This window comes from Candidatus Poriferisocius sp., assembly GCF_965202595.1.
Taxonomy (GTDB): Bacteria; Actinomycetota; Acidimicrobiia; order Acidimicrobiales; family Bin134; genus Poriferisocius.
On sequence record NZ_OZ241836.1, the window covers coordinates 944,600 to 963,804 of the forward strand.

Annotated in this window: 10 protein-coding genes and 1 pseudogene; 3 read left to right on the forward strand and 8 right to left on the reverse strand. The window is 57.1% G+C overall.

Going from position 1 to position 19,205, the window contains the following annotated elements:
- Positions 1-72 precede the first annotated feature (72 nt).
- Complete coding sequence (locus tag ACOGXC_RS04700; protein ID WP_419919551.1) at positions 73-1,986, forward strand: CotH kinase family protein; 1,914 nt, start codon at positions 73-75, stop codon at positions 1,984-1,986.
- Between the two features lie 70 nt (positions 1,987-2,056).
- Here the strand turns inward: ACOGXC_RS04700 and ACOGXC_RS04705 are convergent, their stop codons facing one another.
- Positions 2,057-4,468 carry a S8 family peptidase gene (locus ACOGXC_RS04705; protein WP_419919552.1) on the reverse strand — a complete coding sequence of 804 codons (2,412 nt, stop codon included), beginning with the start codon at positions 4,466-4,468 and terminating at the stop codon, positions 2,057-2,059.
- Positions 4,469-4,591: 123 nt separating this feature from the next.
- Positions 4,592-5,572, reverse strand: coding sequence for an AAA family ATPase (locus tag ACOGXC_RS04710; protein WP_419919553.1), 981 nt, complete (start codon positions 5,570-5,572; stop codon positions 4,592-4,594).
- A gap of 279 nt (positions 5,573-5,851) precedes the next feature.
- On the opposite strand from ACOGXC_RS04710, the gene ACOGXC_RS04715 reads away from it, so the two are divergent.
- Together ACOGXC_RS04715 and ACOGXC_RS04720 are read left to right on the forward strand one after the other, a co-directional pair.
- Positions 5,852-7,123 carry an ATP-binding protein gene (locus ACOGXC_RS04715; protein WP_419919554.1) on the forward strand — a complete coding sequence of 424 codons (1,272 nt, stop codon included), beginning with the start codon at positions 5,852-5,854 and terminating at the stop codon, positions 7,121-7,123.
- A gap of 378 nt (positions 7,124-7,501) precedes the next feature.
- Positions 7,502-7,732 (forward strand): hypothetical protein, encoded by a 231-nt coding sequence (locus ACOGXC_RS04720; RefSeq protein ID WP_419919555.1) that lies wholly within the window; start codon positions 7,502-7,504, stop codon positions 7,730-7,732.
- Between the two features lie 70 nt (positions 7,733-7,802).
- Here ACOGXC_RS04720 and ACOGXC_RS04725 read toward each other — a convergent pair whose 3' ends face one another.
- The 6 genes and pseudogenes from ACOGXC_RS04725 to ACOGXC_RS04750 all read right to left on the reverse strand — a co-directional run bounded on the left by ACOGXC_RS04725 (position 7,803) and on the right by ACOGXC_RS04750 (position 19,196).
- Positions 7,803-10,445, reverse strand: a complete 2,643-nt coding sequence (locus ACOGXC_RS04725) for a site-specific DNA-methyltransferase (protein WP_419919556.1) — start codon at positions 10,443-10,445, stop codon at positions 7,803-7,805.
- A 10-nt stretch (positions 10,446-10,455) separates the two neighbouring features.
- Positions 10,456-13,549 (reverse strand): annotated as a pseudogene (locus tag ACOGXC_RS04730) (BPTD_3080 family restriction endonuclease).
- Positions 13,550-13,647: 98 nt separating this feature from the next.
- On the reverse strand, positions 13,648-15,381 hold the full coding sequence (locus ACOGXC_RS04735) for a HesA/MoeB/ThiF family protein (protein WP_419919557.1): 1,734 nt from the start codon (positions 15,379-15,381) through the stop codon (positions 13,648-13,650).
- Positions 15,378-16,385: an SMODS domain-containing nucleotidyltransferase gene (locus tag ACOGXC_RS04740; RefSeq protein WP_419919558.1), complete on the reverse strand. Its 1,008-nt coding sequence runs from the start codon at positions 16,383-16,385 to the stop codon at positions 15,378-15,380. Before ACOGXC_RS04740 ends, ACOGXC_RS04735 begins: the two co-directional genes overlap by 4 nt.
- Complete coding sequence (locus ACOGXC_RS04745) at positions 16,382-17,398, reverse strand: SAVED domain-containing protein (protein WP_419919559.1); 1,017 nt, start codon at positions 17,396-17,398, stop codon at positions 16,382-16,384. The genes ACOGXC_RS04740 and ACOGXC_RS04745 overlap by 4 nt, the downstream gene beginning before the upstream one ends.
- A 544-nt stretch (positions 17,399-17,942) precedes the next feature.
- Positions 17,943-19,196 carry an amidohydrolase family protein gene (locus ACOGXC_RS04750; RefSeq protein WP_419919560.1) on the reverse strand — a complete coding sequence of 418 codons (1,254 nt, stop codon included), beginning with the start codon at positions 19,194-19,196 and terminating at the stop codon, positions 17,943-17,945.
- Between the last annotated feature and the right edge of the window lie 9 nt (positions 19,197-19,205).

Consider the following 19,205-nt stretch of genomic DNA (forward strand, 5'->3'; position numbering starts at 1 on the left):
CCCGCTGCCTCACGGCGGCCCATCCGGTGCCGGAGTTACGTTTTGACGGTGGCCGGGGTTACGTTTTGATCCGTGCGCCGGCTATCGACCTTTTTGGTGGTGGCCATGGTGTTGTTCGGCGCTGCCTGCGGTGGCGGGGATGAAGACATCGGCCGATCCCCTGCGGGGACTCCCTCGACTGCGGCCTCCCCCGGCCCGGTCGCGCCCAGTCCTACCCCAGGAGCCACGAAACCTCCGCAGGAGCCGGCATCGGAGCCGACCGCCACTCCGGCCGCCTCACGGGAAATCGAGGCCGACCCCGATCCCAGCGAGGCTTATTTCAACCTGGAGCGTGTGCTCGACATAAGCATCCAGATCGACACCGGGGATTGGGATGTTCTGCGCAACCAGACCCGCACTTTCCAAGATTTAATTGCCGAAATCGGGGAGTACGAACTTTCCCGGCCGTTCTCCGACATCTATTCCTGGTTCCCGGCCACGGTGACGGTGGACGGCGAGACACACACCGATGTCGGGGTGCGCAAGAAGGGTTTCATCGGATCCCAGAGCAACACCAAACCCGCGCTCAAGCTGCGCTTCGACAAGTACGTGGACGGTCAAAGCCTGGGCGGGGTCATCGAGAGAATGACCTTGAACAACAGCGTCCAGGACCCCTCCATGCTCAATACCTGCCTCGCCTACCGGGTGTTTACCGCCGCGGGCAATATCGCCCCGCGCTGCAACTTCGCCACGGTGTCGGTGAACGGCAGCGACCTCGGGCTGTACGTGCAGGTGGAGGAGATCAAGGCCCCGTTTTTGGCCCGCCACTTCGACAGCACCGGGGGCAACATCTATGAGGGCACGGTCAGCGATTTCACCGAAACCTACCGGGGCACCATCGAGAAGAAGAACAACGAGGATGCCGGTGACTGGTCGGACATTCAGGCAGTGGTGGAGGCGTTGGAGGATTCCTCTGAGCGAGGGTTGAAAAAGCTGGGCGAGATCGTTGATCTGGACAGGTTCCTAACCTTTTGGGCCACCGAAGTGCTGGTGGGACATTGGGACGGGTACGCGGGCAACCGCAACAACTACTGGTTCTATCGCGAGCCGCAGGGCCGTTTCGTGTTCATTCCCTGGGGTGTTGACGGCACCTTCCACCTGGAGGACGACCCCAATCCCTTCGACAACATCTCCAGCCCTCCCCCGTCGGTGCTGGCTCTGTCGGCCATCCCCAACCGCCTCTACAGCCACCCCGATTGGAGGGCGGCGTATGCCAAGAGGCTGGAGGAAATCCTCGATACCGCCTGGGACGAGGATGAACTCCTAGCCCTGGTGGACGAGATGGCGGCCATCGTTCAGCTCCATGCCCTGCCTGAGGAAGCCGAAGCCGCCGCTGCCGGCACCGAGCGGGTTCGCAAGTTCATCCACGAGCGAAGGGGTGAGATACTCGCCGATCTCGTCCCCTCTCCACCGCACTGGCCGGGGTCGGCACCAGCCCCACCACCCCCCGCCGCCGTGGAGACCGTGGAGGTTGCCTTCGAGACCACATGGGGCAGCCACCTCAACCCCGACCCTGTGGGGATGGGATCCATCAGCAGTCTGCTACTGAACGGCTCGGAGGAAACCGCCGAGAACGTGGGGGTCTTCTCCGGCTATCCCAGCCCGGAGGAGAAGGCCCTGCTCCCGGACGTGGCCGAAACCGCCGCCATCGTGTTGATGAACTTCGAGGAGGACGGTTCCACCAGCGGGATGACCCTGGTTGTGGATCTGGCTCTGGTCGAAGCCGGTGCCACGCTCGCCATCGGTTCCGATGCGATCGCGGGAGGAGTGTGGTACTTGCCGCCCGGCGCTACCTCCCCCGAGTGGTTCTCCCCCTTCGTTGACGGCACGCTGGAGCTTTCCAGGGCGGGCACCGATACGGAGGATGTGATTGCCGGAAACTTCTCGGGTGTCTTCGGGGATGGCGCGGAGCCGGCCGCCGGTGTCAGGGGACTTCCGAACCGTTGACAACCCCACACCGGGAGCTGCCAACCGGCAGTAGGCGTGTTTTTCCCAATTCGTCAGGCGCTCCGCAACTCTATGTCTCTATCACCAAGGGCACATCGGCTTGGTTTGCTATCGGGGTCCAAAGGTCTACCTCAATCTCAGGTGATTCGACAGACACGATGAGTGCGTAGCGAACACCATCCTTGCTCCGGTCGCGTGACTTGCGCTCTTTCCACCAACCTGTCACGGGATAGACAGCGATTGCTCCGCGTGCGGCAAGCTCAACTGCGGGCCCCTTCCAGTGATCAACATGCAATGACCCGCGCACCCGTTCTTGGGGACCAAGCAACCATTGACCGCTGTCCCTCTCCGAAGTTGGGCGTTCTTCGCCCTCGGCAAGAGCGAGCTTGTTGATTCGCTTGCGAAAGTCATCGGTGGTTTCGGTAGGCTTCCGCACGTCGAATCGGAGACCGTGGGAGGCGTACCGGAACCGTCGTGTCCAGCCACGCCGAGCTGGATTAGGCTCAATGAAGTAAGATAAAACGACTCGCATCTCCACTATTTCTTCACCGAGACCACTTAATACATCAGTGGGCCATGGGAGACTGTGCAAGTGCATCTCGCGCATCCTGCCGTCGCGATAGGGGTGAATTAGGTTCTGGCTAATTAGCGTGACCGAATCGTTGGCAGACCGTAGCGCTCGGCTTATGTCGGGCACGCCCCATCCGTAGCGACGTAGCTTCGCTACGGTACTTTGTCGATTGGCTCCGTTGAAGTGGCCTTTCATGGTCTCGGTCCAGCGGGCGGAATGAACAATCAGACCCCGAATAGTCTCTGGCCACAGGTGCGGGTACTTGGTCGACAGTTGTTGTGCGAGATGAGCTGCCTGAGCGGTGGCTGGGCTCGTACCAGCAGCCGTGGTGAGGAGCCTACCCCCAAGCACTGGCGAGCGTGTAGTGAGGAGTTGGAGGCCGGGAGGGGTATCTATCGACTGGTTCGACGGAGAGATCGCTGCGTTTCCACCCTCGAGAACTATTTCGGGTTTGTGAGGCCACTGTGTGCGAAAGCTGACTGAGGTCCGGCTGAAGGGAGACAGCTCACCTATTTGCGCAAGTGGTTTCCAACCCTTGAAGTCCTCGTGGTGAATGTGAGATAGATTGGTGTAAGCACCGACAGTCAAGGCATTCCATGCCTGGCCGGGATCTTCGACCGGTTCAATATCGCTTCGCTCAAGGTGGTTCCTGTCGTAGGGGCCGCGTACATTACCGGACGCAACGATGAACAAGCGTTGCGCATTACTAGCGGGTTTGTCGATATAGATCAGGTTGCCTTCAGAAGCAAAGACTGCGCGGCCAGCTGCAAGAGCGTCGATGGTGGATGACCACGCCGACGGCTCTCCAAGATGTGAAGGGTACATAGCTGTGTTGGTGGCTGTGACTGCGAGAACAAATGTCCGATGCCGCTGAGGTTGGTTGATCTCAACAATCGATATTGCCTGCGCAGTTATGGCACCGTAAAACTGGGGGTCATTCTGTCCTGTGTTGGGCAGGATTTTTACCGACTCAATCCAGCCCTGAACATTGACCGGACCACCAACCATAAGGCACTTGGCTAGATCCCCATAAACCACCAGTCCGGCCATCTCGGTGCCATGTCCTCGACGATCATCGCTGCCCCAATGAGGCTGGACGCTATGAGCATCATTTTTCGAAATCGCAACACGGAGCAATGGATGGCCTATCGCAATTCCCGTGTCCAAAAGACATGTCACAGCCGCGTTATCAGGTGGCACAACAAGCCTCCCTGCCAACTCATCAACGAACTCACTCTGCTCAGAAGCGGGCAGTTCAGCCAGAAACTGGGTAGCTTCAACCGGATGGCGAAGCTCAGCAAGGTCATCAAGAAGGTCGAGTGCTGTTCCGAGCTGAGCTGGAGTGGCTCGCACGAGCATGACTATGCGATCCTCAAACGCAAGTTGTTGATGTTTTATCTCCATACCAGTGATCTCAGCGAAACTCAAAAGTCGTTGATCAGCTCTCTCACGGTGACGCAGCCACAACTCCCACCAAACTGCCACATCGCTATCAGGGAACTCGTCTGGGTTTTCGGTCCACAAAGCACGAAGCGTTGCCAGTCGCACCCCTGCGATCCTCTCGACCAGATTTTTGTTCTTTGGGTTACCGCCCGTGGTATCTTCAGAAATGTATTCCTCAAAGCGCTTTATGAATTTACCTACCCAGTCATCAGGAATAAAAACAGTAGCAAGCTGAGTGGGTTTGCCGTCAATATCTCTTGTCGTTACAGCGCACAGTTCAGGGTGAACGCTCCCCTGTTGCGGTTCGAGCGAGGTCAGTGCTAACTCGAAACCAGGTTGTGACTCGAACTCCATGTAGATGCCATCGAGAGCACCTTCAACCCGAACTGCTCCATGGTCATCCTTGCGCTTTTGAGATTCTCCGACGGCAATGCCAAACTGTTTGAGGAGTTTGTCACCGTGCTGCACCCGGTCGGACGGTGATGGCGGTGCCGTTAGCCAAGGAGCGGCTGCAAACGGTTTGTACTCATCGATATGGGGATCCCGCGTCATTATCACATGGGATCTGTTCCGTTCTGCCACCTTCCGGCCTTACTCAGATGGTGAGATGACCGATACCTGTCGCGCCTGGAGCGCTTCCACCAGGAGCTTTGTACCTACTTTCTCCTGGTCAATTAGGATCGCTTCTTTGGCTGCCTGTTCAGCAGCAGCCGTGATCTCCGAGTGGCTCAAACCCTTTGCTATCGAGGACACCTGCTGCCAACACACCGTTCCGAGATCAAACATGGCGAGGCGATTGCGGATCACCTGCTTGGCGATCTCCCCCGACGGCATCGGGTAGTTCAACATTACGTCGAATCGGCGGTAAAGAGCTCGGTCAAGATGCTCAGGCAGATTTGACGTGGCAATAATAACGCTGTTGGACGCGTCTTGCTCCAAAAACTGGAGGAACGAGTTGAGCACCCTGCGAATCTCGCCGACATCGTTGCTGTTGGTGCGTGCTCCGGCGAGCGCATCAACCTCGTCGAACAGGTATGCTCCTGCGGTCTCGGCTAGTTGATCGAAAATGAGTCGCAGCTTCGCCGCTGTCTCACCCATGAACTTCGTAATTAACCCCTCTAGCCGAACGGTGAACAACGGAAGGCGCAACTCCCCTGCCAGCACCCGCGCCGTCAGTGTCTTCCCCGTCCCTGGCGGGCCAACCAGCAACAGGCGGCGCAGAGGCGCGAAGCCTGCTGCTCTGAGCCGGTCCCGTTGCCTCTGTTCATGTAACACTCTACGCAGCGCCGACAGTACATCCTTGTCCAGCGACAAGTCCGATAGTCGCTGTTCGGGATACTCCACTGAGAGCAGCGAAGCCAGATCGCCGCGCGGCGCAACCATCGGGGTAGGTACTGCCTTCGCAGAGCGCCCTTTCGCGGCGTCAATCAACTCCCGCAAGTCCTGCGCGTACCCTGCATGACCGTTACGAGCTTCCCGAGCCGCCATCTGAAGGGCGACCGCGTAGAACTGGTAGTCGTCGCCCGCGGCGTGACTCCTGATCAAAGCCTTCACTTGATCCGCTGTAGCCAACCTCTACACCTCGCTCAGTCCTTCAACCTATGTTAGATGAAGATCATGGCCTGAGCCATGGAAAGGTTGACCATCCTGCCAGCCGCCCCAACGGTATCTGCCGTCGCAGCGTGGACGGTGGGGGCAGGGCATCTGTGGACCGTGACGAGCTCCTCACCCAACCGAACTGTCAACAACCTCCATAAGGGTGAAGGCTGACAGCCCGCTGCGCGTCCAAATTGTCAGCTAGTAGCCGTCTGATTAGTAGTGTATCTTCCGTCGATTCGGTAGTCTTGTGGTGTGGGGTATCAGCGCCGGATTGTTGACGAGGAACTTGATGAGCTTCTCACGGGCTTGCCGGCAGTATCACTGGAGGGCCCCAAGGCTGTGGGTAAGACCGAGACGGCGCTGCAACGTGCAGGCACTGTTCATCGGCTGGACGACCCGGGGCAACTGGAGATTTTCCGTGCCGCTCCGGAGCGTCTGATCAGCGGTGATCCACCGGTACTCGTGGATGAGTGGCAACGGCTACCAGCTTCGTGGGACCTGGTCCGCCGGGCGGTTGATAGTGACCCGGCACCGTCAAGGTTCTTGCTCACCGGCTCGGCAGCACCTGCCGAAACTCCCATCCACTCGGGTGCCGAACGAATCCTCACGGTGCGTATGCGACCGATGTCTCTGGCGGAGCGAGGCCTTGAGGTTCCTTCGGTACGACTCGCCGAGATGCTCTCCGGCTCACTTCCAGCACTCGGGGGAGCCAGTCGGATCGGGCTGGCCGACTATGCCGAGGAGATCACAAGGTCCGGGTTTCCCGCCATACGCCAGCTCAGCGGCCGGCTGCTTCGGTCGCAGCTCGATGGCTACATCGACCGCATTGTCGAGCGGGATTTCGTTGAAGCCGGTCACCGAGTGCGGAACCGAGGCGCACTTCGCCGGTGGCTCAGCGCTTATGCTGCCGCATTATCCACGACCGCGTCCTACGAGGTGATTCGGGATGCGGCGACCCCGGGCGAGGACGACAAACCGGCCAAAACCACCACGGGCCCGTACCGTTCCACCCTTGAAGGGCTTTGGATAATCGAAGATGTTCCGGCCTGGGCACCGTCCCGCAATCGATTGCGTCGCCTCGGCGCCTCTCCTGTCCACCAACTTGTTGACCCCGCACTTGCAGCTCGGCTACTGGGTACCGATACCGACGCACTCCTGGGCAACAAACCGGCAGGACCTCCCGTGCCCCGTGATGGCACACTGCTGGGCGCGTTGTTCCAGTCGCTGGTGACCCTGTCTGTGCGCACCTACGCACAGGCCAACGAGGCTCGAGTCAGCCACCTGCGCACCCACGGGGGCGAACACGAGATCGACCTAATCGTGGAACGCAGGGATGGCCGGGTTGTCGCCCTTGAGGTGAAGCTCGCCGCAACAATCCATGACAACGACACCCGACATCTTCATTGGCTTGCCAACACGATCGGCGAGGATCTCCTTGACGCAGCCATCATCACCACGGGCACCGAGGCCTACCGCCGCCCCGACAAAATCGGCATCATCCCCGCTGCCCTCCTTACTGCGTAGCGCCCAATCCCAGAAGAGACATCACCTCGATGCGGGCACGCTCACCCGCATACAAACTCTGTGCCGTACTGAACTACCTCCACAGGTAGATTGTGAATACCTCAGACTGACCATCATGGCCGACCTGTCGCGATCACCAGTTGAGCCTGCCGTCGCTCGGGGCTGATATCGCCAACGATGTCAGTAAACTTGCGGTGTCCCACTGGTCTTGCTCCTTTAGTCGGTTGTGTCATCGAAGGCCAGGGCCAGAGCTACGCCCGCATCCCCGACGTAACCGGGAATTTCCGAACCGTTGACAACCCCACACCGGGAGCACCCAACCGCCCATAGCCGTGTTTTCCGGGCCTGGGGCTGTCGCACGCCTGGGCTATTGTTGGGTTGATGCGACCCACCACCGTCAGGCTCGACGATGAGGACGAGGCGATCCTTGACGTTCTCGCCCCCGAGTACGGAGGCCGTTCAAGCGCCATTAGCCAGGCGCTTCGCAACCTTGCCCTTGAGTGGCAACGCCAGGAGGCCCTGCGAGGGTTTCTGACCGAATGGGAAGAAGAGGAAGGACCGATTTCGGACGGGGAAGTCGCTGCCATGGCCGACCGCTACGGGTTGTGATCCTCGATGCCGGCTTCCTCATCTCGGTTGATCGCAGCGATCAACCGGACAGCTTCCATGTAAATCCGGATCAAGCAACCTCGTAGACCTTGACGACCTCGTCGCCGTAGTCGTTGATGACCTTCACCGCTATCTTGCCGGTGGATGGCTTTGGGAATGGTCGGCTCACCGTCGAGTACAAGGTGGCCCATGCCTCATCATTGATATCTGCTCTCAACGCTGTCTTCAGTCGCTTGTAAGGTTTCTGGCCGCCGGTGAAGTAGCAGTGGCGGACGAAGAAGCTCTCCTCGTTGTAGTCGGTGTCAATCATCCAGAGGGCGACCTTGTCCGTCCCGTCCGAGCGCACCTCACCGGTGGTTGGGTCATAGACATCCACTCCGATCAGTTCCACTACAACCTCGCCAGCTTCCTCTCGGATCTCGATGTCCGGTTCTCCAAAGACGGTGAATAGGTTTCCGGCCCCGGTTTTCCTGAGTTCCTCGCCCATCAGCAGGTCTGCGTTCATCCGAACGAGTAGAACGGGGATACGGCCCAGAGACCTGGTGGCAGCGACATCGAAACTCTCGTCGGTGGCAACGTAGTCCTCATCAGTGTTCAACACCTGGGGATCGAAGGCGAACGCGAGAATACATAGAAGGTCCAAGTCTTTGTCCTTGTTGGCTTCTCTCACAGCATTCTTCACAAAGGATGGGGCAACCGTCCCGTACTGGGGCCCGATAGATACCCCAACGTGATTGGGTGCGCTACCTTCACGGATGCCAACCGCCTGCACATGTGTACTGGCATATGGTTCGATCATGTCGAATACTAGTCTTTCTGCCCTACGACCGTTCTGGATACCCGCTGTTCGTAAGTTTTCGAGGATCATTTGTTCGAAGATAGTCTCGGTATCGCCAAATGTAAGATTGTCATCCGATTTGTAGGTTTTAGGGCTGGCAAGGTTGCGGTGTGGTGAGAGGCTCTCAACCGTGAAAGGTCCTGTTACTCGAACCTTGTGAGGATCCTCGTAGGGCTTGTCGTATAGCAACTCCTGATCAGCGTGCTTGGCAATCGCAGCATCGATCTCCTCCTGCTTCATCCCATCGTGGATATCGGGGTTGTTGGCAATTGACCCAAGCGTGATGTGGGGTACACGCTCGTACACGAAACCTCGCCCGATGTCATTGGTCATCTCCTGGGTCGGTAACTCCATACCTGCTAGTTCGCTTTCCTTCGCCCATCCCTCAATTGAATCGGCAAGCAGAAAATAGGGGTATCGAGCCCCCATCAATCGCTGACGTGCTAACGCCAGAGCAACCCGCGAGGAGTCGATGGTGATCCATCGTCGCCCCCAACGTTCAGCCACGTAGGCGGTGGTGCCCGAGCCGCAGGTCGGATCCAGCACAAGATCGCCGGGATCGGTTGCCAGCAACAGGCATCGCTCTACAACTTTTGTGTTGGTCTGGACCACGTAGATCTTGTCATCGGTAAATCCACCTGTTCCAGTGTCATCCCAAAAGTTGGTTCTTTTTTGATAAGGAAAATCTTGAATGAATCGTCGATAGTGAATGCTACCCTTTGTTACATGAATACGATTTGCATAAGCTAAGCGATTCATGCCGTCGGGATAAGATGCCTTCCAGTGGTGGTTGGGGCCCGGTCTGTAAGTCTTACCGGCATAAGTGAATGCTTGATCGGCTGATGCTGGCCCCTGGGACTTCAAATCACTGGCCTTGTAGAGAATTGAGTCTTTGGGTATATTTTCAGCAGATTCCGTTGCCTTGAGCCCACGACTACTTCCATCTTCAAACAACAACCAGCGGTATCCCTGCCTGTCAGGCGCATTGACCCATTGGGGACGGCTCTTCAGGTTATCAAGCTGCTTGGCGTACCAAAGCAGGTAGTCGCCATTGCGGGGGAGCGCCTTGGATTGCGTAAAACCACTCGTGGTGACAAAGGAGATCAAGCTCACAAAGTTCTCGGCCCCGAATACCTCGTCAAGCAGGTTTCGCACCAGGTGGACATTCTCGTCACCGATCTGCAAGAAAAGCGAACCGCTAGCGGTCAGTAGATCGCGAGCAATAGCCACTCGGTCGCGCAAGTACGACAGGTAGCTATGAACACCCAGTTCCCAGGTGTCTCGAAACGCTCTGACCTGCTCAGCTTCGCGAGCGACATCATCAACCTTTCCATCCTTGACCTCTCGCTTCCTTGCTGATACCTGCCAGTTGGAGCCGAACTTGATCCCGTAAGGCGGGTCGATGTAGATCATCTGAACCTTTCCCCGGAGCCGTTCGCGTTCGGCGAGGCTGGCCATCACCTGGAGGCTATCACCCAGTATCATCCGGTTGGACCAGTTGGCCGAATGCTTGTAGAACTCGACGAGGTCCAGTTCACCCAGCCCGTCGAAATTGTCGAAGAGGGTGAGTTCGGGATCGGGCTCCCCCGCCGAAGCCGTCTTTCGGAGGTTCTCGATGAGGACCCGCGGGTCGATCTTTTCCTGAATGTAGATCGGGGGTGCGTCAACCTGGAGGTCATGACTATCGAGCTCCTCCTTGCCCTTCCAGACCAGCATCGGGGAATGGATGTGGCGTGGATAGGTGACCTCGACGACCTCCTCTACCTCCGGTGCCACCATGTCTCGGGCATCGGCGGTTGGAATGTTGGTTCTCTTGTCCGGGTGGACGATCGCGTCCACGGGTGTCGGGCCTTGCTGGGTCCTGCGGCGTGCCATTGGAGTACTCCTACCTGATCGGTTCACCGATGATTGGGGCATCTGCATACAACGCGTCAATCGCAGAGCCGATCCTCTCGGAAGCGTTTGTCATTGAATCGATCTCAACGTAACCCCATTTCCCCCACTCTCCGTGGTTGTTAACCGCCGTACACCAGTGATCCCGAGCCGTCTTGGCTTTGGCTGCGGTGGCTCCTGGGCTCTTCCGACCTCCTGATACCTCAATGATGAGCGTGCGGGTGAATGGGTCATCCTCGGGTTGAACGAGACGCACAAGGAAGTCGGGCAAGTAGCGGTGGCTGCGTCCCTCATGGACGTAGGGGATATCGAAGTCGAGGTGATCGTTCTTGACATACGACGAGACTCGCTCCGTGTCACCTTCCAGGATGTCGGTGACGGTTTCCTCCCAGGTGTTACCCCTGAGTCCGTCGAGCACCACATAGTTGACCGGGGATCGCTCGGTCCCCACAACAACCTTGCGGGTGAGGAAGGAGACGTTGTCGGTTGATCCTCGGTTGTCGAATCGGCGAAACATTGGAAGAATTATCTCCTGTCGAGCATCCGGATATCGCACTATCGCGTTGTATACGGCTTCGGCAGCGGTAGCTTTGTATTGGGCCAGCAGAAGTACACCTGGGGGCGTGTCCGCCGCGAACGTTACTTTGTGCTCGAACCATCGTCGTGTTACATCGACAATAGCGGGGAAGAGCCACGGCTTGAGTGCTCCGTCATGGCCCGAGAAGAACCGTTGGAGCACTTCGGCTGCCACCGCGTAGACAATGTGCTGTGAGCGGGTATTCCGCACTTGGGACAGGTCAACTTCCTCGGTTGCGCCGATCATGCCAGCCGATTCAACCCAAAGGGCGAGCGAGTCACGGTCGATATGAAGTGGCCTGGTGTGCTCGTGGTCAAACTCAATTGGCTCCTCCGGGACTTCTACCCGGTAGCCGTCGAGCTTTGGGAATACGATGCGGAGGTTTTGTCGTTCCGGCAGAGCCCTCACCTCGATTGCCGGCGGTGCGGGTTTCGATCCCGAAACAGTTCGATCCGTTGGTATAAATACGAACGGCACCCCGTAGACATCGGCGTATTCGGGTTCGAACTTCCCCTCGGCATTTGCCTCGTAGCTACGCCGGCGCAAACCCCTACCAACGACCTGCTCACACAGAAGTTGGCTGCCGAACCGCCGGATGCCGAGGATGTGGGTGACGGTGTTAGCGTCCCATCCCTCGGTGAGCATCGAAACGCTCACCACACATCGGACGGTCTCCCCCAGCTTGCCCTTCTTCCCAACGGTGTTCATGACCTCACGGAGGAGATCCTCGTCGGTGAGTTTCTCAAGATCTGCCCCGGGATTCCTGCGGCTGTACTCGCGTTTGAACGTCTCGATTTCCTGGGAGACTGCTTGTTTGAAGTTGCTCTTGAGCGATTCGCCCGATTCTAGCTGAGCGGAGTCAACGATGATCGTGGGAGGTCGATCCAGCCATGTGCCGTTCGCTACGTTGGTCAGCAAGTCCAGGTTTCCCTTGCGGATTCCTTTGCTGCCGTCCGGCAGCTCCACCTCCTGGCCGGCAATCCAGTCGAACACGAGCTTCGAGACCACCGTGTTGGGGCAGATCACAATCATCACCGGGGGTGGCTCGCCGTGCGGCTCGAGATCCCGCTTCCAAACTTGGAACCGCTTCTCATAGCTCCGGTGCAAGGACTCCAGGGCTCCCTGTAACTCTACGGGCGGTATCCAACTCGAGTCCGATTCGGCATTCCTGCTCACACGCTTGGGTAACTTGTCACCGATGTGGTCCCACAGCCAGAGGTAGGTGGGTTGCTCGGTACTGACAACATCATCATCAACAGGCACCCTTGGCACCTTCACAATGCCCGACTCGATGGCATCCATGAGCGAGAAGTCGCTGACCACCCATGGGAATATGTACCCCTCCTGGTACCCGGAGCCACCCAGGTAGTAGGGAGTGGCCGAAAGGTCGTAGATGATCTTTACACCTACGCGCCTGGATACTGCTTCGAGGCCCCGGAACCAGACGCGAGCACTTTCATTGCGCTCCTTGGCCTCCTTCCCAGGTTCGTCGGAACCAAGGGGGTTTGTCCTGATAGCAGTGGTGGGCCTCATCGTTGAGAACGAGAACCTCGCCCTTGCCGCGGCTCGAGAGATCGCGCATAACACGGTCTGCAACATCCTCATCGGTTTCGAGAAATGGGTTGGTTTCCTTGCCGGATGTCAGCAAGAGCCGTGTGTTTTTGGCAATACCTTGCATCTCCTTAGCGGTTTTTGGCAGGAACGTATGGTAGTTCGTGATGATGATTGCAGCATCGTCCAGCACCGTTCGAAGATCATGGGGAACGAGTCCACGCAGGTCGTAGTAGTTGGTTTCATCATGAGGTAGAAGCACCCTAAGCCGATCCCGAATGGTGATCCCTGGAGTCAGAACGAGAAATCTATTGGTAAACCGTCGATCTCGTGGGCTGAAGGCTTTATTGGTGGTCTGCCACACAATTATCATACACATGACAACGGTTTTACCTGTTCCGGTGGCCATCTTCAGTGCGACCCGCGGCAGACCATTGTTGTGTTCATCGTTCTCCGGCCCGATCAGTGCCCGAAAGTCGGGTTCACCATGACGTCCTGCTACCTCTGCCAAGTAGATCGCGGTCTCAACCGCTTCTCTCTGACAGAAGAGAATCCGATCTTCACGTGTTTCGTCAGCCCAATGATTCAACAACTTCCGGCTGATCGGAGTAACCCAGGTGTAGCCACGCACTCGCCATAATTCCACCCGATACCTGATGTCGTTGATAAGTTGATTACGTTCCCTACGTTCTCCAGTGGTGTCGAAGAGGTCTAGCATCTCCTGCTGTTGAGCCAACTCGGCAGGATCAATCCTGCGCCGACCCCGCTTCTTTCGCGACATCGGTACAGGGATGAAAGACTCACTTGGCCGCCTTCCTGTTTTTACTTCGCCAGTCGGGCCATTCGGGCCCAGCACAAAGTGAGCCTTCGGAGGTTCATACGGCGAGTTCAGAATAGGATTGCTGAGAGCGTCGGCAGGCTCCACCGATGGTAGCGACGGGTTCGATGCCTGGCTCATCAGGTTCCTCCGAGCAAACCTGTGTGATTCGACATTCAACCCATATTAGACGAAGGGTGTGACATCAGGGAGGAACTCGACGGGGTTGCCGCCTTCAATCACCTGGTCAAGGGGATGTATGTGTGCGCTGGGGCATCCACGGCTGCGTGAGGCATGGCCACAAGGTGGAGTCCTGAGCCGTGTTCATCAATGTGTCCAGCTATGAGATTCACCATCGTGCCCGCCAGCCCAACGGCATCTGCTGCCGACCCATGGAAGGTTGGGGTGGAGCATCCACGCATGGCGATGAGTTCTTCGCCCTGCTCCGGCTTGTTCCAGAAAGTTTGGAAAGCTTCAAGCCTACCGGTGTTGAGGACCTCATGGTGGAGTTCCTCGTCGACCGCAGCGGGGCCGAGCCCGCTAGATTGACCTGATACGGCAATGAGTCCGAGCGAGGCAGTGGAGATGTCGGTTGAGACCGCGGCCAGAAGGGGGTGCTGGAGGTCCTTTGACGCTGCCCTGCTGAGGACGGCACCGAACGCCTCATTAACCGTTGCATCTATGATGAGATCGTGGTTGGCAACGTCCTCGGCTACCCGGCCTTGGCTGGGTTCGTACCTAGGGTTGACCTCAACATCGTCTGAGAGGGCTCGGAGCCGGGCGGCGAGTTGGCTTACTTTGGGAAAGCCAACATCGTCCTCGGTGTAGTTCTGCCGTACAAGCAGATCAGGTCCGACAGTGGCGAGATCCGTGACAGTCAGGTGCGAAACACCAGCGCGAACGAGCAATTCAGCAATCCAGGAACCTAGAGCACCACAGCCGCAGAGGAGTACTCGCTTGCCATGCAATCGTCGTACCGGACGCCTTATATCCCGCCGAAGAGCGGTTTCGGTGCGAAGGTCGGCGGTTCTGTACCAACTCAGTGGGACTGGGTTTTGGAGCGCGTTGTGGGGATCGTCTTGTGATGCTGCGACTGCCGAGGAATATCGAGGGTCGATTTGAGCGGCAGCTAGATGATGCCCGGAGCCGGCATCTGCTGCCTCCCGTGAGACAGCTAGGAGCACAATGAGTGGTTTGCCTGGGCCATTCTTTGAGGCAGTACGGCGAAGCGCTCCCATAACGGCTTCGGGCTTGCTGCCTCCAGCATCGGCAACGCTTTGGAGTAGCTCCTGAAGGGTTGCTCCTGGGCCGCGTATCAGCCGTTTAGGTGAAGTCAAGGTGAGGATCCTGAGTTCGGTGTCATCGCGTGTGAAGAGATCGATTCGTTTCTCGCTTCGCATACGTGCAGAGGCGATATTGATGTTCTTGTTGAGATCTCCGAGGTGGGAGCGAACGACTGCGGTTGAGGCTTTGTGATCGTGGGGTTGGATGCCACCAATCGGATGAAACAGGGCAGTAGTAGGATCAAAGTTGCCGTTGGCAAGTTTCTCAATGAAGTCCCAGATTCGTTCGATTGAACCCTTGATCCCTAAGTCAGGATGCCACTCCCTATGCGGATCTAGGTAGGTGCAGAGGCGGACACCATTGCGATTCCATAAGCCTCCTGCAAGAGTATGGGCACAACCGAGCCAGCGTTCATGATTGACTTCTATGAGCGGGGGGCAGTCGGGGAACATCTCTGGAAATCCGACGAAGAACTTTTCAGTGTCATGAAGTTCAATGTGCTCACTGTCATTTCTGAAGTGAGACATCGATAATGTGATAGCTATGACTAGGCTCTTGTCTTGGAATAGGCAGGGAGCACCAAGTGATAATATGAAACCAGGATATTCATGCGCAAGCTTATGCAAATCATAGATCGCGTCATATTGTTGTTTATTGCCGCGTTGTTGGCTAACAGAACGCCGACTCATCCGGCACGGCTTGCTGAGGTTGAAGCTGGTACGACTACTGGGGGTCCGAGTGGGGACGAAGCAGTCTCCACAGATTCTGTGGGTTCAAAGTCTTCACCGAAGATCTCCTGCCAGCGGCGCATGGAAGATTTATAGTCAGAGTCGCGATAGGCGACTTTGATGAGAGTTGTGTAGTGATGCATCTTACTCCGGAATGAGTGGTAAATTGTGTCGTTCCATCGATGATCAAAGGTGACGGGATTGCCTTGTGGGTCGCACGCGCCGGAAGGATCCTCAATAGTGGGTTTGTAGGGATTGGCTTGCAAGTAGTAATTGAGGTCAATCATTACTTGGTAAAGAGTAGAGGGAACATCTCCATATCGTCCATTGTACTTGTTCTCAGTGGTGATGGTATCTCCGATTAGCTTGGTGATGATGATCGAAGGTACGTCAGGAAAAGCGTCGTGGTAGTCACGTAGGTACTTCACAAGCCGAATGACCTTACGCAGGTTGTTGTTGGCGGTTTCGTCACGGGACTGCATCCATGAGATGAATCTCTCTGGGTTAGTGTCCTCCCAGTCGTTATCATCGCGGCAAACAATCACCTTCCGTCCGTCAGCAAGAGTAAGGTAAGGAACGATGTCCACATGGTGATTATTGGCGTAGATGACACGAACACACCTGGACTTAGTTTCATCGTCAATCATATCTCCATAAACTCCGTGGGTTCGTAGTGCCTGCTCGAGCCTTATGAGGTAGCTCCTCGGGTTAGCCGACCAGTTGACATCCTCTTCAAGGTGCAACAGGAAGTCAGCATCGAACTCAAGGTCATCGACCGGACGGATTATGGTGCGGTGGCTCCATGATCCTTGAGGGATCTTTGCAATAACTAGATGACCGATTATGTCAGAGTTAACCAGGGCCGCAAAGATGGCATCAACATTGGTCTCCAATTGGTCGAGTCGGTGCTGGGGTAGGTTGACGACGTTGGTGAGGAACTTGTTGAAAGTGGGTGTGTGTCTCATGGCGGTGTGATCTCCATAGCAAATCGATAGGTTTTGTTGATGAGGTCGTAAGTGACAAGGTTAGGGTGTATCCCCCATCCGATGCTGCGTCCTATGGTTATGGCGACGGAAACGGGAGCAGCGGCCAGAACGTGTAACCGTTCGAGGTTCTTGACACTGCTTTCGAGTTCTCCAAGAAGATCGCGAAGTATCCGCTCGAAAGACATCAATGTTGCTCTCGATGATACTGTTCCAACCTTAGGTGTTTCGCCTACTGGTTCGATTGTATATGTGGGTAGGGGAGCAAGCTGAGTGGGTGGAGTGTGGGTTGTTCCAGAGGCATTAACAACCAAAACAGCCTCGGTTGAAGTGTCTGAAGGTTCACTGTTACACCGCCATATGAATTCGACTGGCTTGGTTTTCTCGCCCCATATCCAAGGTGCGATTTCGCTACGAGGCTCGTAGATATCGCAATCAATTGTGTCGTCAAGGCGCGAGCCAAAGTAAACCAGCAAGGGCAGTCGAGCCATCGCGAAAACGCTTATATGCTGAATCTCACCTTTTCTAATAGCTGGTCGAATGATACGATCAAGCTGTTCATCAATACGCCGCGCACAGTTTTGGTAATACAAATCAGTTGGAATTGACTCATCTGGGAAGTCCCGTAAGTCTATCTCAACACCTTGCCGGTCATAAGTAAATCGTAGACTGGGAAAGCGGTCCGAGGTTTTTAGTATGGCGTTTGCAGCGATCTTGGCAGATATTTCAACAGGGGCATCGCGGATGAGTGCGCTTAGGCGTACGATAGCGGTGCTTTCTGAACCCACCTGCTTGGTTGCAGCCCGAATACGAGCCTCGTGTTGATACTTGATCTTCTTCATCTTGCAAATCGGGAAAAGGTCTGCATGGGCTAGCTTGTCGACCTCATTGTGGCAATTTTCACACAAAAGAATGAGGTTGTCCGCACAGTCTCGTTCTTTAGGGGTCAGATTGCTGATACCTCGTGGGGAGTTGGCGGAGTTGGTCTGCCCCACAATGTGGGCCAATTCCCCCAATGTAAACTCCCGGTAGGATAAGCCCGACTCCAGTAGATAGCGATTGCAGAGCGCACAACGGCCCCCGGACCGTACCCACACAGCAAGCCGGACCTTCTCATCAATCTTGCGGCGGTTGCTCGTCACGATGCTCTCCGGCTGCTCGATCTTCCTGAGGCCGAGAATGCCCCAATGCCTTTAGCTGCTAGCCTCGGCATGAGATGAAGTGCCATAAATGCTGACTTGGGTGGATTGACCCAGCCCCATTATAACCGGTCAGGTGACCCCATGGCGGTGGCAACGTTTTGAGTGCTCATCATGTCCTCTGGTTTTCCCTCTGTTGAATTACACGGTTGGAATTCAAGCATATCGGCCCTCTCAAACAATCACACCTGATTTTTAGAAAATTTGTGAGGAGGGAGTAGATGAGGTTCAGTGTGCGTGAAGTGGGTTGATGGGAATCACCACCATCAGGCTCGACTACGAGGACTAGGTGTAACCCTTATGGAGGTTGTTGACAGTTCGGTTGGGGGTCGCTCTGCTGCTAGTACGTGGCGATGTACTCGGGGTGGAAGGCGTAGGAGGTGGAGTCGGCGGGTGCGGCTTCCAGGGGTACTGCCAACTCTGAGAATGTGGGTCCCACCTGTGCGGCCCGATCGTTCAGCGCGCTGAGGTTGAATCCGTACAGGGATGCGGCGTTTTCACCCAGCATGGCCCGGGTTTCGCCGGCGGGTACCTCGGCAAAGGTGGCTCGTAGGGCCTCGCGGCTGTGGGGGGTGGTGCCTTCCCTGTGGGGGTAGTCGCTGCCCCACATGATGCGGTGCACACCCACGTCGTAGCGATGCGGCATCTCGTGGGGCTGGCAGAAGCTGGCCCCCAGCCAGCAATTCCGGGCGATGTGTTCCGATGGCAGCATCGAGCGGGAAACCATCTCCTGGTTGTCGAATCGAACGGTCTGCTTGTTGGGGTCGACCAGGGTTTCGAACTTGGTGTCCAGTGCGACCTTCAGCCGGGACAGCCAGCTAGGGCCACCTTGCTCGGTGATCACGTACCTCAACCCGGGATGGCGCTCGAACACACCCCCCAGCACCAGGTGCCATAGGGTGCGATGCGACCAGAAGCCGTACTCGTAGATGAGCACGGGCAGGGTAGCCGGGTCTGCGGGCAGGGTGGGTGCCCCTCCTCTGGCGTGGGTCACCACCGGAAAACCGGCCTCCGCGCACAGCCGCCAGATGGGGTCGTAGAGCCGGCGGTAAACCGGCTCGAGCGTGTTCGGGGGAACCGAGGGAAACAGCACCCCGCACAGGCCGGGCTGGCCCAACGCCCATTCGATCTCACCAACCGCGTCCTCGACCACGTTGGGGAACACTTGGATCAGGCCCCGCCTGAACCCCGCGGCTTCGGCGCAGAAGTCCACCAACCAGCGGTTGTGGGCCCGCAAGCCGGCCCAGCGTCGCCGGTATTCCCCTTCGTTGGCAGGAAGCGTTCCGGCCAGGTGGGGCTCGGGATAGAACGGTGGGCTGGTGTTGGGAAACACCACCTCGGCCACAATGCCGTCGGCTTCCAACTCGCCCCGCCGCCGGTCGGTGTTCCAGTTCCGGTTGGCATCCTCATCGAGCAGGTCGGGCCATTCGGTCGAATGATCGTCGGCCCAAGCGTCGAACTCCTCATGCAGATCGGACTCCAGGTACCAGCGGTAGCCACGAAGGTCGGCTCCACCATGGGTATCGGCAGAAACGATTGTCACCCGCTCGCCACCAGCCGGTGCCTCGAATCCACGCGGATGTTCGGAGCTCACCCCGCGAAC

Bases quoted from the DNA above. Each gene is read 5' to 3' on its own strand.
- ACOGXC_RS04725 (WP_419919556.1), bottom strand. From the start codon at position 10,445: ATGGCACGCCGCAGGACCCAGCAAGGCCCGACACCCGTGGACGCGATC.
- ACOGXC_RS04735 (WP_419919557.1), bottom strand. From the start codon at position 15,381: ATGAGTCGGCGTTCTGTTAGCCAACAACGCGGCAATAAACAACAATAT.
- ACOGXC_RS04740 (WP_419919558.1), bottom strand. From the start codon at position 16,385: ATGAGACACACACCCACTTTCAACAAGTTCCTCACCAACGTCGTCAAC.